The sequence below is a fragment of the Citrobacter sp. BDA59-3 genome (assembly GCF_015167655.1).
GTDB lineage: Bacteria > Pseudomonadota > Gammaproteobacteria > Enterobacterales > Enterobacteriaceae > Phytobacter > Phytobacter diazotrophicus.
Map to the genome: position 1 here is coordinate 4,188,958 of NZ_CP063427.1, position 13,297 is coordinate 4,202,254.

The following is a 13,297-nucleotide window of genomic DNA, read 5'->3' on the forward strand; positions in this document are numbered from 1 at the left end:
GCACAATCCCCTCATAACCGCACTAAGCGACACGCGATCCCTCCCACCTTTTTCTCTTCATTAGTTATTATTGATATCCACGAAAATAATCAGCTAATGAATCAGTCACAGAAAAATGACCAAACAACATCAAGGGCTTAGCCCGGCGCTGATCGCGCTCATGTCCGTCGCCACCGGCCTTTCCGTCGCCAGTAACTATTACGCGCAGCCGTTGCTCGATGCGATTGCCCGCGCCTTCGCGCTTTCTCCCAATCAGGCTGGCTTTATTGTCACCGCGGCCCAACTCGGCTATGCGGCTGGCTTGCTGTTCCTGGTTCCCCTGGGCGATATGTTTGAGCGCAGACGGCTCATCGTCTCCATGACCCTATTGGCTGCGGGAGGGATGTTGATCACGGCCAGCAGCACCACGCTTGGGATGATGGTTCTTGGAACCGCACTGACGGGCCTTTTCTCAGTGGTGGCGCAAATCCTTGTTCCGCTGGCCGCCACCCTTGCCGCGCCGGAAAAACGTGGCAAAGTCATCGGCACCATTATGAGTGGCCTGCTGCTTGGCATTCTGCTGGCGCGAACCGTTGCCGGATTACTGGCAAGTCTCGGCGGCTGGCGTACGGTCTACTGGGTAGCCAGCGTGCTGATGGTTATCATGGCGATTGCGCTATGGCGTGGTCTGCCAAAGGTCAAACAGGACAATCAGCTGAATTACCCGCAGCTTCTGGGATCGATCTTCACCCTGTTTGCCAACGAAAAAGTACTGCGCACCCGCGCACTGCTGGGCTGCCTCTCCTTCGCCAATTTCAGCATTCTCTGGACCTCGATGGCCTTCCTGCTCGCCTCGCCGCCCTTTAACTTCTCAGAAGGGGTGATTGGGCTATTTGGCCTGGTGGGCGCCGCAGGCGCACTGGGTGCGCGTCCTTTTGGTAGCCTGGCGGACAAAGGCAAAGCTCACCTGACCACCACCGTCTCACTGGGGTTACTGCTTCTCTCCTGGCTGGCGATTGCCTGGGGGCAAAGCTCGGTGCTGGCGCTGATCGTCGGGATTTTGGTACTGGATTTGACCGTACAGGGTGTCCACATTACCAACCAGACCGTCATTTATCGTCTCAAACCAGAAGCCCGTAACCGCCTGACCGCCGGTTATATGACCAGTTATTTCGTCGGTGGCGCGGCCGGATCGCTTATCTCCGCATCGGCATGGCAGCATGCAGGCTGGACCGGGGTGAGTATTGCAGGTGGCAGTTTCGCTGCCCTTAACCTGTTGGTCTGGTGGCGAGGCTATCAGCACCCGCAAAAAGCAGAATAAAATCCCGCCCACGCCAGGTCGCAACACCAAAAAACCGGGGTGTTAAGGTGCCCCTGAGTCTGATATGGTTATGCGACTTATTTATCCCGGTGATTTTAACGTGGGTGATATTTAACAAATACTATGGATAGTAGAGATACAACAACCGACCCCTTCCCCGTTGCACTTGCAGCCTTTCCGGAAGGGTTTAGAAACCGTCTTCCTGGTGTATTACGTTACGCTCCTGTGGCACTCCCATTCGGCCTGAATGCCACGAAGCCAGATTTTTCGCCACCCGGCGAGTTCATCTCCCGCATCACTCTGTTCTCCATCCCCGCCGCGCCCCTTACAGGCTGCGTTAACGTTTTATTTATCTTTCTGGGGCTGCGTTTCTGGAAAACGCGCAGACTGATTCTTGCTGGATTATTGCGCGCGCTCGCTTACGGAATCGTCTGGAAATTACTGACAGTCCCATAACTAAAGCAAATTTATTAGAGAAAATAATACATTTACTTTATTTGTCACTGTCGTTACTATATCGACTGCAATTAATGAGGTTATGCCCAAATGGATAGTTCGTTTACGCCCATTGAACAAATGCTTAAATTCCGCGCCAGCCGCTATGAAGATTTCCCGTTCCAGGAAATTCTGCTCACCCGCCTGTGTATGCACATGCAGGGCAAACTGCTGGAAAACCGCAACAAAATGCTGAAAGCTCAAGGGATTAACGAAACATTATTTATGGCGTTAATCACCCTGGAGTCGCAGGAAAATCACAGTATTCAGCCATCGGAACTGAGCAGCGCGCTAGGCTCTTCCCGCACCAATGCGACCCGTATCGCCGATGAACTGGAAAAACGCGGCTGGATTGAACGCCGTGAAAGCGACAATGACCGTCGCTGCCTTCATCTGCAGTTGACCGAAAAAGGGCATGAATTCCTGCGTCAGGTTCTGCCACCGCAGCACAACTGTCTGCACCAACTCTGGTCTTCGCTGACTACCGCTGAAAAAGACCAACTCGAGCACATCACACGCAAGTTGCTCACTCGCCTGGATCAAATGGACGAAGACGGCACCATCCTCGAGGCGCTGCGCTAACGCTGAGATCCGCTCGAACATCCAGATTGAATAAGAATTCCGTCAGGCCGGCACGTCACACTGCTGGCCTTTCTGACAAAACAGGTCGGCCTTGCCGATATGAAATAATAAGATCGTGGAGAAAAGCATGAGCGCAAATGCGGAGAGTCAAACCCCGCAGCAACCGGTCAAAAAGAAAGGCAAACGTAAAGGCGCCCTTCTGCTGTTGACCTTGCTCTTTATTGTTATTGCCGTGGCATATGGGATTTATTGGTTTTTAGTACTGCGTCATTTTGAGGAAACCGATGACGCCTACGTGGCAGGGAACCAGGTTCAAATCATGGCGCAGGTATCCGGCAGCGTGACGAAAGTCTGGGCTGACAATACCGACTACGTCAAACAAGGGGATGTGCTGGTCACCCTTGATGCTACCGATGCCCAACAGGCATTTGAAAAAGCGCAGACCGCGCTGGCCTCAAGCGTTCGCCAGACCCGTCAGTTGATGATCAACGGCAAGCAGCTTCAGGCAAGCATCGAACTGCAACGTACCGCTCTGGCTCAGGCGCAAACGGATTTAAATCGCCGTGTGCCGCTGGGCAACGCCAACTTGATTGGCCGTGAAGAGCTGCAACATGCCCGTGATGCTGTCGCCACCGCACAGGCGCAGTTGGATGTTGCTATTCAGCAATATAACGCCAACCAGGCGATGATCCTGGATACCCGTCTGGAAGATCAGCCTGCGGTAAAACAGGCCGCCGCTGAACTGCGTAACGCCTGGCTTGCGCTGCAACGTACCAAAATTGTCAGCCCGATCACTGGTTATGTTTCTCGCCGTGCCGTTCAGCCTGGCGCGCAGATAAGCCCGACAACCTCGCTGATGGCCGTCGTACCGGCCACGGGTTTGTGGGTGGACGCAAACTTCAAAGAAACTCAGCTTGCGCATATGCGTATCGGCCAGACAGCCACCGTCGTTAGCGATCTTTACGGTGATGAAGTGAAATACACCGGCAAAGTGGTAGGTCTGGATATGGGTACAGGCAGCGCCTTCTCTCTGCTTCCGGCTCAGAACGCCACCGGTAACTGGATCAAAGTGGTTCAGCGCCTGCCGGTACGTATCGAACTCGATGCAAAACAGTTGAGCGATCACCCGTTGCGTATTGGCCTCTCAACGCTGGTCAATGTTGATACCACAAACCGTGACGGCCAGGTACTGTCGAGCCAGGTTCGCACCAGCCCGGCCTATGAGAGCAACGCACGTGAGCTTGACCTGAAACCGGTCAACACCCTGATTGAAAATATCGTGAAGGCCAACGCGGGTTAATCCGAGGTACGCGTAATGCAACAGAGAAAACCGCTGGAAGGAGCGCAACTGGTCATTATGACCATTGCGCTGTCACTGGCGACCTTCATGCAGGTGCTGGATTCCACCATCGCTAACGTCGCGATCCCAACGATTGCCGGCAACCTTGGCTCTTCCCTGAGCCAGGGTACCTGGGTTATCACCTCTTTCGGGGTGGCAAACGCCATCTCGATTCCGATCACCGGCTGGCTGGCGAAGCGTGTGGGTGAGGTCAAACTGTTCCTCTGGTCTACCGTCGCTTTTGCTATCGCCTCCTGGGCGTGCGGCGTCTCCAGTAGCCTGAGCATGCTGATCTTCTTCCGCGTCATTCAGGGGATTGTCGCCGGGCCGTTGATTCCACTCTCACAGAGTCTGTTGCTGAGTAACTACCCGCCCGCTAAACGTTCCATTGCGCTGGCGCTGTGGTCGATGACGGTGATCGTAGCCCCCATTTGCGGCCCGATCCTCGGCGGTTATATCAGTGATAACTACCACTGGGGCTGGATCTTCTTTATCAACGTCCCTATCGGCGTACTGGTCGTACTGCTGACTCTGCAATCGCTGCGTGGCCGTGAAACGCGCACTGAACAGCGCCGCATCGACGGCGTGGGCCTGGCGTTACTGGTGATTGGTATCGGTAGCCTGCAGGTGATGCTCGACCAGGGTAAAGAGCTGGACTGGTTCAACTCCCGCGAGATCATCATCCTGACCATTGTCGCCGTGGTGGCGATAAGCTTTCTTGTGGTGTGGGAGCTGACGGATGAGAACCCAATAGTCGACCTGTCGCTCTTTAAGTCGCGGAATTTTACCATCGGCTGTTTGTGTATCAGTCTCGCCTATATGCTCTATTTCGGCGCGATTGTTCTGTTGCCGCAGCTATTGCAGGAAGTTTACGGCTACACCGCGACATGGGCGGGGCTCGCCTCTGCGCCAGTTGGGGTGATCCCGGTCCTGCTGTCGCCGATCATTGGTCGTTTTGCCCATAAGCTCGATATGCGCAGGCTGGTTACATTCAGCTTTATTATGTATGCCGTCTGCTTCTACTGGCGTGCATATACCTTTGAGCCGGGAATGGATTTTGGCGCTTCCGCATGGCCGCAATTTATTCAGGGTTTCGCCGTGGCCTGCTTCTTTATGCCGCTGACGACGATTACCCTGTCCGGTCTGCCGCCGGAGCGTCTGGCAGCGGCGTCGAGCCTGTCGAACTTTGCCCGAACGCTGGCAGGTTCCATCGGGACATCGATCACCACCACCATGTGGACCAACCGGGAATCGATGCATCACGCGCAGTTAACCGAGTCGGTAAACCCTTACAACCCGAACGCGCAGGAAATGTATAACCAGTTGCAGGGGCTGGGGATGTCACAGCAGCAGGCATCCGGCTGGATAGCCCAGCAAATCACCAATCAGGGGCTGATTATTTCCGCCAATGAGATTTTCTGGATGTCGGCCGCGGTATTTCTGGTCTTGCTGGGCCTTGTGTGGTTTGCCAGACCACCGTTTGGTGCTGGCGGCGGCGGTGGTGGTGCGCACTAAGCACCGCTTATTCCGGCAGAAAAAAGCTTTCACCTGAGGGATCTTCGGATCCCTTTTTTATGCCCGTACTCGCAGGTGGTTGTTTTATCATCATAACGCGTGTATCTTTACGCCCGCCCCGAAATCTTCCATTCACCTTAACCGGTTCTGAGCAACGCGCTCAGGTTGTTTATCCCTCTGACGTCGTCCACCCCTTTTGCGGGTGATTGTTAACCTCACATTTTTAACCCACCCAACCTGGCATTTGCACGCCGCGCGGGCGAACAATAATTACACAAAAAATAATGGATTATCATGAATTCACAACGAAAATACGGGAGAACCTGGCACTATCCTTTCTCCCCTGGCACCACCAGCGATGACCGCATCAATGCCGATTACTGGCGTGATGTGCAGTCGATCGCGTCGCTGGTCCATACGGAAAAGCTGGACGGTGAGAATAATTGCCTGAACCGCTATGGCGTTTTTGCGCGCTCGCACGCTACGCCTACCCAATCCGCATGGACACATAAGATTCGCCAGCGCTGGCAATTGCTGAAAAACGATCTCGGCGATCTCGAACTCTTTGGTGAGAATCTTTACGCCGTCCATTCCATTGAGTATCACGCGCTGGAGCAGGATTTCTTTCTCTTTGCGATCCGCTGCCGGGACGTCTGGTTAAGCTGGGAAGAGGTCAAATTTTATGCTGCGCTCTTTGATTTTCCCTGCGTACCAGAGATGAAAGGCCCACAGCCTGGAAACGATGAAAAGGCGTGGCAGCGTGAGTTTCTGGCGCTCACAACTGGCAGTGGCGCATTTGCGCCGTGGGATACCCAGACCGGCAAGCCGTGTACGCTCGAAGGTGTGGTCACCCGCAACAGTGAAGAATTTCCTGTTGATGAATTTGCGCATAATGTCTTCAAGTTTGTGCGCAAAAATCATGTGAAAACCACCGAGCACTGGAAGCGCAACTGGCAACGCGCCCGTATGGCGTATGAGTTTGCAGCAGGAGGCACACGATGATCTGGCAGCTAAGCGAAGACAAAAACTGGGCCACTTTACGCCAGCGTTTTAACTGGGTGGAAGAGATGCATCAGGTTCCACAGGATCCCTTTCACCATGCGGAAGGCAATGTAGGGATCCACACCGAGATGGTCCTCAATGCGTTGACGGAAATGGATGCGTATGAGCAACTACCACGCCAGCAGCAGGAAATAATGTGGGCCGCGGCGCTCCTGCACGATGTCGAAAAGCGCAGTACCACGCACCAGGACGATGACGGACGTATCCACTCGCCTGGCCATGCCCGCAAAGGTGAACTTACTGCACGGCATATTTTGTGGCGTGACATCCCGACGCCATTTGCCCTGCGCGAGCAGATTGCAGCGCTGGTGCGTCTGCATGGCCTCCCCTTGTGGCTGCTGGAACGCCCGTCGCCTGAGCGCTTACTGCTGAGTGCTGCGATGCGTATTGACACTCGACTGCTGGCATTGCTCGCGCGTGCCGATATGGAGGGGCGTCATTGCGAAGACAAACAGGAGATGCTTGATCGCATTGCTTTGTTTGAGCTCTTTTGTCAGGAGCAGCACTGCTGGGGGCAAGCGCGCCCCTTTGTATCCGATACCGCACGCTGGCATTACCTGACGCATGAGAACAGCCCGGCAGATTTCGTGCCCTGGGACACGGAGTCCTTCGAGGTGACCTTGCTTAGCGCACTGCCCGGAATGGGAAAAGATCGCTATATCAGTGAACATTGCAAAGGGTTGGCTATCATAAGCCTGGATGATATTCGCAGGCGGCTGGGCGTAAGTCCCGCCGATCGCACGGCAACCGGGCAAGTCGTACAACTGGCGAAAGAGGAAGCGCGCGTGCTTTTGCGGCAAAAATCGCCCTTCGTGTGGAATGCGACAAACATCAGCCGACAACTGCGAACTCAGCTTATCAGCCTGTTCACGGCTTACGGGGCGAGGGTAAAAATTGTTTATCTGGAAGTGCCCTGGCCGCAATGGAAAACGCAGAATGCAAATCGTCAGCATGCCGTACCGGAAGAGGTCATTCTGCGCATGTCGTCCAGGCTTGAGGTTCCTCAGCCCGATGAAGCACATTGCGTTGAGTACCGGGTCACAGATGCATAACCTAAGGGCCTCCAGCCAGGAGGCCCTTCTTTTGTTATTTCACGATGCCAAGAATTTCGAGGGTTATTTCCGAGGCCACGCCTGGCGGCACAGAACCGGGTATCCCCTGTTCACCATAGGCAAGTTCACTCGGAACGGTGATCCTGACCTTGCCTCCACTGCCGATACGCAGCAAGCCTTGCTGCATTAATTCCGGAAGCTTACTCACCATACCAATTCGTACTTCGCCGACAGAAATTTTCTTTCCGGTACTGATTTTTTCATCAAGCCGGAAACGAACCGTATCGTTTGCGGTTAATAGCGGTGTTTTGCCTTTTTTGATAACCTGGTAAACCACGCCGTTGTGGGTCCGCTCAGCGCCTTTGACTTTCGCAGCCTGCGCGACAAACTGGATGCTCTGTTTTTTGTTACGCTCCCGTTCTCGCTCGTTCGCCGCCCCCACCTGCTGATCAAAACGAGTTAAAGTCTGACCAACGTCTTCTTCGCTCAGTTGCATCGTGTTGGCGAGCTTATCTTTGAACCCCTGCTGGAAGGCCAGAGGTAAGAACTTGTGCCCGGCATTCTCCAGCACTTTGAATTCGTAGAGAACCTTAACCGCGTAATACGCACCGTAGGCATAGCTTATTTTTGCTTCTTCAGATTTGTGCTTCTTCAGTGAGTAGGCAGACTGCTTTGCTTTAACCAGTTCAAGGGAAGCTGCATCGTGCTCCTTTTGTAACGCTGCCAGACTGTCCAGCGCCTGCTTTTTCTCTTCGTCGGCTTTTTTGGCCTGCTGCTCAAGTTTGGCAAGACGTGCGAGCTGTTCTGCGATCTTGCCTTTGGCAGTATTAAGCTGAATGAGCTGTTCGCTATTTTGTTTACTGGTTTGCTCAAGTAGCGTCGCCAGCGCTTTATCGCTGTCAGACTGCTTCGCCAGTTGCTGCTCCAGCAGCGCTTTCTGGCTGGTGGCCTCTTTCAGGCTCTGTTCGAGTGCGGCGGTGCGCGCGCTATTCACCTGCGCGGTTTTCTCCAGTTCTGCGATATTCTTGCCAAGCGTCGCGGTTTTCTCATTCGCTGCGGCAAGCTGGGCGCGCAATTTTTCGGCCTCCGCCCGCTGCGTCGCCAGCGTTTTATCGCTGTCGGACTGCTTCGCCAGTTGCTGCTCCAGCAGCGCTTTCTGGCTGGTGGCCTCTTTCAGGCTCTGTTCGAGTGCGGCAGTGCGCGTGCTATTCACCTGCGCGGTTTTCTCCAGTTCTGCGATATTCTTGCCAAGCGTCGCGGTTTTCTCATTCGCCGCCGCAAGCTGGGCGCGCAATTTTTCGGCCTCCGCCCGCTGCGTCGCCAGCGTTTTATCGCTGTCGGACTGCTTCGCCAGCTGTTGCTCCAGCAATACCTTCTGGCTGGTATCCTCTTTCAGGCTCTGTTCGAGTGCGGCGGTGCGCGCGCTATTCGCCTGCGCGGTTTTCTCCAGTTCTGCGATATTCTTGCCAAGCGTCGCGGTTTTCTCATTCGCCGCCGCAAGCTGGGCGCGCAATTTTTCGGCCTCCGCCCGCTGCGTCGCCAGCGCTTTATCGCTGTCAGACTGCTTCGCCAGTTGCTGCTCCAGCAATACCTTCTGGCTGGTGGCCTCATTGGCAGCCAACTGAAAGTGGGTCATTTGCGTCTGTAATTCTTCTGCCCGCGCGGTCAGTTCGCCAATCTGTTTTTCATAGCGACGCGCGTTTTCAGCCAGTTGTTTCTCACTCGCCAGGAGTTGCTGGTGCAACTGTTTATTTTCATCTCTGAATGCTTCGCCCTGTTCCGTTAACAGGCCTGGCTGTCGATTTTTAAGTGATGCATTCTGCTTACGAAGCACCTGCAACTCACGTTGCAGAGTGCTGAGCTTTCGTTTCAGGGTACTAAGTTCCGATTGTTGCGCAGCACTCTTCTTGACTACCGGAGTATTTTTTACCTGCGTTGCAGGTGAAGAAGGCGTCATCAGAGGAACAGCAGGCGTAGTAATTTGCGATTTCTCACCCGCATTTTTAAACAGAATATTCGGTTCGGGAGCCAACATCCCTTCTTGCTGCAGCCGTTCAATTAATAATGTTGAGTCAGCCTTAACCATATCCGAGAAAATTACACCCGACATTATTACAGCAATAGATAATAATTTTCTCATAATTTATTCAATTCATTTGCACGCTTTGACATATTGGCAAACACGGCGCTACGCACACGAGCACAAACAATATCAACCTTATTATTTAGCTCAAGCCTAATGATCTCAGAAGAATTCCCATCTATAAGGGACTGATTCTTTTTATATATTTCATAATTATTATTGATAACACTGAATTGTTGCTGGTACTTTTTAAAAGATGCGTTATCAAGTGACTTTAATGCGGTAAACATTTGATAGCATTGAACTTCACTCTGTTTTCCCGATGTTAAAGTCAGAGGTGTCGATGATTTTTTCGCTGAACACCCTACCAGCAGTAGTGCGAGTGTCATTATTATGAATCCGACGTGTGATGACCGCATAGTAGCCTCATACCTGAGCATAATATTCCCTGTGAATGCATCCGTAGTATGAATACATTCATTCCCGTTTGGTTATCAACCACAAAAAAAGAAAAATAAAACCTATCACGACAGAAAGAAAATAACAACAAGCAGAAATTAAACAGGTGGTTAGCGATTCGAACCTTGTCAATAAAAGCATTCAGATAATACATTTAAAGCACAACAATATTTATTATAAAAATAAACCAATTGCAGAATACAATTAATGGAAGTCGTAATAAATAAAATATGCGTACAGGCGCCAGGACTTTTACATCGGATGTTGACGGCCAGATTGTCCGTTTCTCGGTAGTTTCTGTCCGCTGCGCTAAAGCATCGTCTCTTGTCTGCCGCCAGGATAATTCACAGACCAAAGGAGAAGACAATGCTTAAAAACCCTGCACAAAAATACCGTCCTTATACGCCAATTTCGTTACCCGATCGTCGCTGGCCTGAAAAGCAACAAACCCACGCGCCACGCTGGCTCTCTACAGACCTGCGCGATGGCAACCAGGCACTGGCAGAGCCCATGGACAGTGAGCGTAAGTTGCAGTTCTGGGATCTGCTTCTCGCCTGCGGTTTCAAAGAGATCGAAGTAGCATTCCCGTCTGCATCACAAACCGACTTTAACTTTGTACGCCAGTTGATTGAAGAAAACCGTATTCCACAGGATGTCACTGTCCAGGTATTGACCCAGGCGCGCGAAGACCTGATTCACCGAACCTTCGCATCATTGACGGGAGCGCACAGCGCCACCATTCACCTCTACAATGCGACGGCACCGCTGTTTCGCAAGCTGGTGTTTGGCATGGAAAAGGCCGACGTGATCGCCCTTGCGGTACGTTCTACACGGCTCATTCGTCAACTCTGTGAACAGCATCCGCAAACCCGCTGGCAGTACGAGTATTCCCCGGAAACCTTCTGTTTTACCGAACCGGAATTTGCGTTGGAAATTTGTGAAGCCGTGGCCGATGTATGGGAACCCGGCGCTGAACGTCCCATGATTATTAATCTGCCCGCGACGGTGGAAGTCAACACGCCCAACGTTTACGCCGATCAGATTGAATATTTCTGCCGCCACTTTACCCGTCGGAAGGCGGTGAGTATCAGCGTTCATCCGCATAACGATCGCGGAACTGGCGTGGCAAGTGCTGAGCTGGCGCTGCTGGCAGGTGCCGATCGCGTTGAAGGCTGTCTGTTCGGTAATGGCGAACGCACCGGTAATGTTTGTCTGGTTACGCTGGCGATGAACCTTTATAGCCAGGGTATCTCCCCGGAACTTGATTTCAGCAATATGCAGCAGGTGGTCGATGTGGTGGAAAACTGTAATCAGTTGCCCGTTCACCCACGTCACCCGTGGGCCGGTCGCCTGGCCTATACCGCCTTTTCTGGATCGCATCAGGATGCAATTAAAAAAGGCTTCGATGCCCGCAAAGCTGAAGAGCGCTGGGAGATGCCCTATCTGCCTGTCGATCCGCAGGACATTGGTTGTACCTACGAAGCGGTGATCCGCGTGAACAGCCAGTCCGGTAAGAGCGGAAGCGCGTGGCTGATTGAGCAAAATCACGGGCTGAAATTACCCCGCGCGTTACAGCAGGATTTTAGCCAGCATGTACAGCGTGAAACGGACAACCACGGTAAAGAGATGACGCAAAATGCGCTGTGGCAGCTCTTCCGCCAGCGCTACGGTCTGATTGCGCAGCCTGCGCTGGCCCTGGTGGATTATAAAAGCGAAAGCCGCCAGGATGGTCAGTTACATTTGCAGGCCACATTACTGCTACAGGGGACCCATCGTAAAATCGAAGGTCTGGGTAATGGATTACTGTCTGCCGCCGCCGGCGCACTAAGCCAGTTGCTTAAACAGCCTTTCAGCATTAAGGATTATCACGAACATACGCTCGGAGAACGTAGCGACAGCCGCTCTGTGGCCTACATTCACTGTCTGTATCCGGACGGTAGCGGAAGTTGGGGGGTGGGTATCGATAATGATGTGGCGAGGGCATCTTTACAGGCGTTACTGAATGCGCTGAGCTAACATCACTCGTTTTCCGGTGCGCGAAAATAATCGCTGGGTGATATCCCCATCACCCGGCGAAACATCGCCGTAAACGCACTATGGCTGCCGTATCCCAGATCCAGCGCGACACGTAACACTGAGTGACCTTGCGCAAGCCTGACCAGCGCTTCCATCAGCTTTGCCTGCCGAACCCATTCGCCATAAGTTAACGCCGTTTGCCGTTGAAAATGGCGGTTAAGGGTCTTTTCACTCATGCCGATCAGCGTCGCCGCCTGTGTGCTGCTCCAGGGCTGGGCTATCGACTCGCGAATGCGCAGACACAGATTTTTCAGCACTTCACTCTCGGGCTCCGGCAAGAAAAAGGGCAGCACGCGCATACCGCGGATTTCATCGAGTATCAGCTCATAAACATGCTCATCACGACTGGCCGGCGCATATTTTTCGGCAAGAGAAAACGAGGCGACAATCAGCTCGCGTAGCAGTGGCGTAATTTGCACAATCTGGCAGGAGGCGGGTAAATCCGCTCGGGCAAGTGGGTCAATAAACAGCGTGCGTGCGGCAACTTTACCCGTAATGCGAATCGCATGTTGTGTTCCGGCAGGCAACCAGACGCCGCGCCCTGGCGGTACGACCCAACAACCTGATGCCGTGTCCACCCGGACAACGCCACTTAAGATATGCAGCAATTGGGCGCACTCATGCTGATGCCACGGCTCGCTTTCTCCGTGTTCATAATCATGGGCAAAGGGGACCAGAGGGCGATGGGTAAAGGAGAAGGTTAAGGTTGTGGACATCGCTTAACCTCCTTTGCCCATCCCTCTCCCGTTGGGAGAGGGAACATTCGCACTAGATGTGCAGTTCCTGCAGTTTCTCTTTCGGCAGCGCCAGCTCTTCATTGCTGTTTACACGCACGTCTTTTTCGAGAATATGGCGCGCAATGTCCTGCGCTTCGCTCAGCGAGTGCATCTGATATGTGCCGCACTGATAGACGTTAAGTTCCGGAATCTGGTTCTGGTTCTGCACTTTCAATACGTCAGCCATCGCCGCTTTCCAGGCATCGGCCACACGTTGCTCATCAGGCGTACCGATCAGGCTCATATAGAAGCCAGTACGGCAACCCATCGGGGAGATGTCGATAATCTCCACGCCATTCCCGTTCAGATGATCACGCATGAAACCTGCAAACAGGTGCTCAAGCGTATGGATACCTTTTTCCGGCATGACTTCTTTGTTAGGCACGCAGAAACGCAGGTCGAAAACGGTAATAGCGTCGCCATGAGGAGTGTTCATGCTCTTTGCAACACGAACCGCAGGCGCTTCCATACGGGTATGATCGACAGTGAAGCTATCCAACAATGGCATTTAGTCACCTCCGCAGTGATTTTTTTTAAAATAAAATGAACTCTTCATTC

Annotated in this window: 11 protein-coding genes; 7 read left to right on the plus strand and 4 right to left on the minus strand. The window is 53.0% G+C overall.

Going from position 1 to position 13,297, the window contains the following annotated elements; all coding sequences use genetic code 11:
* Positions 1-115: 115 nt before the first annotated feature.
* The 6 genes from IP582_RS19700 (at position 116) to IP582_RS19725 (ending at position 7,345) form a co-directional block, all read left to right on the plus strand.
* Positions 116-1,300, plus strand: a complete 1,185-nt coding sequence (locus tag IP582_RS19700) for an MFS transporter (RefSeq protein WP_193794198.1) — start codon at positions 116-118, stop codon at positions 1,298-1,300.
* A gap of 546 nt (positions 1,301-1,846) precedes the next feature.
* A complete protein-coding gene (gene mprA / locus IP582_RS19705; RefSeq protein WP_039077607.1) occupies positions 1,847-2,377 on the plus strand; it encodes a transcriptional repressor MprA in 531 nt (176 codons plus the stop codon).
* Between the two features lie 127 nt (positions 2,378-2,504).
* Positions 2,505-3,677 carry a multidrug efflux MFS transporter periplasmic adaptor subunit EmrA gene (gene emrA, locus IP582_RS19710; protein ID WP_039077608.1) on the plus strand — a complete coding sequence of 391 codons (1,173 nt, stop codon included), beginning with the start codon at positions 2,505-2,507 and terminating at the stop codon, positions 3,675-3,677.
* A 15-nt stretch (positions 3,678-3,692) separates the two neighbouring features.
* A complete protein-coding gene (gene emrB / locus IP582_RS19715; RefSeq protein WP_193794199.1) occupies positions 3,693-5,231 on the plus strand; it encodes a multidrug efflux MFS transporter permease subunit EmrB in 1,539 nt (512 codons plus the stop codon).
* Between the two features lie 294 nt (positions 5,232-5,525).
* Positions 5,526-6,233: an RNA ligase family protein gene (locus IP582_RS19720; RefSeq protein ID WP_193794200.1), complete on the plus strand. Its 708-nt coding sequence runs from the start codon at positions 5,526-5,528 to the stop codon at positions 6,231-6,233.
* Entirely contained in the window at positions 6,230-7,345 is a 1,116-nt protein-coding gene (locus IP582_RS19725; RefSeq protein ID WP_193794201.1) for an AAA family ATPase, read from the plus strand. Before IP582_RS19720 ends, IP582_RS19725 begins: the two co-directional genes overlap by 4 nt.
* 34 nt (positions 7,346-7,379) lie before the next feature.
* Here the strand turns inward: IP582_RS19725 and IP582_RS19730 are convergent, their stop codons facing one another.
* Positions 7,380-9,431 carry an FKBP-type peptidyl-prolyl cis-trans isomerase N-terminal domain-containing protein gene (locus IP582_RS19730; protein ID WP_193794202.1) on the minus strand — a complete coding sequence of 684 codons (2,052 nt, stop codon included), beginning with the start codon at positions 9,429-9,431 and terminating at the stop codon, positions 7,380-7,382.
* Positions 9,432-9,481: 50 nt separating this feature from the next.
* A complete protein-coding gene (locus IP582_RS19735) occupies positions 9,482-9,817 on the minus strand; it encodes a hypothetical protein (RefSeq protein WP_228007914.1) in 336 nt (111 codons plus the stop codon).
* Between the two features lie 436 nt (positions 9,818-10,253).
* On the opposite strand from IP582_RS19735, the gene leuA reads away from it, so the two are divergent.
* Positions 10,254-11,903: a 2-isopropylmalate synthase gene (gene leuA / locus IP582_RS19740; protein ID WP_193794203.1), complete on the plus strand. Its 1,650-nt coding sequence runs from the start codon at positions 10,254-10,256 to the stop codon at positions 11,901-11,903.
* A 2-nt stretch (positions 11,904-11,905) separates the two neighbouring features.
* Here leuA and IP582_RS19745 read toward each other — a convergent pair whose 3' ends face one another.
* The gene (locus IP582_RS19745) at positions 11,906-12,679 is read right to left on the minus strand and encodes a helix-turn-helix domain-containing protein (RefSeq protein ID WP_193794204.1); all 774 of its coding nucleotides are present in this window, start codon (positions 12,677-12,679) and stop codon (positions 11,906-11,908) included.
* Between the two features lie 52 nt (positions 12,680-12,731).
* The gene (gene luxS / locus IP582_RS19750; RefSeq protein ID WP_039077615.1) at positions 12,732-13,247 is read right to left on the minus strand and encodes an S-ribosylhomocysteine lyase; all 516 of its coding nucleotides are present in this window, start codon (positions 13,245-13,247) and stop codon (positions 12,732-12,734) included.
* Positions 13,248-13,297 lie beyond the last annotated feature (50 nt).

What these genes read in the sequence shown, in the direction of transcription:
- IP582_RS19700 (WP_193794198.1), top strand. Translation starts at nt 116, where the DNA reads ATGACCAAACAACATCAAGGGCTTAGCCCGGCGCTGATCGCGCTCATG.
- mprA (WP_039077607.1), top strand. Translation starts at nt 1,847, where the DNA reads ATGGATAGTTCGTTTACGCCCATTGAACAAATGCTTAAATTCCGCGCC.
- emrA (WP_039077608.1), top strand. Translation starts at nt 2,505, where the DNA reads ATGAGCGCAAATGCGGAGAGTCAAACCCCGCAGCAACCGGTCAAAAAG.
- emrB (WP_193794199.1), top strand. Translation starts at nt 3,693, where the DNA reads ATGCAACAGAGAAAACCGCTGGAAGGAGCGCAACTGGTCATTATGACC.
- IP582_RS19720 (WP_193794200.1), top strand. Translation starts at nt 5,526, where the DNA reads ATGAATTCACAACGAAAATACGGGAGAACCTGGCACTATCCTTTCTCC.
- IP582_RS19725 (WP_193794201.1), top strand. Translation starts at nt 6,230, where the DNA reads ATGATCTGGCAGCTAAGCGAAGACAAAAACTGGGCCACTTTACGCCAG.
- IP582_RS19730 (WP_193794202.1), bottom strand. Translation starts at nt 9,431, where the DNA reads ATGGTTAAGGCTGACTCAACATTATTAATTGAACGGCTGCAGCAAGAA.
- IP582_RS19735 (WP_228007914.1), bottom strand. Translation starts at nt 9,817, where the DNA reads ATGACACTCGCACTACTGCTGGTAGGGTGTTCAGCGAAAAAATCATCG.
- leuA (WP_193794203.1), top strand. Translation starts at nt 10,254, where the DNA reads ATGCTTAAAAACCCTGCACAAAAATACCGTCCTTATACGCCAATTTCG.
- IP582_RS19745 (WP_193794204.1), bottom strand. Translation starts at nt 12,679, where the DNA reads ATGTCCACAACCTTAACCTTCTCCTTTACCCATCGCCCTCTGGTCCCC.
- luxS (WP_039077615.1), bottom strand. Translation starts at nt 13,247, where the DNA reads ATGCCATTGTTGGATAGCTTCACTGTCGATCATACCCGTATGGAAGCG.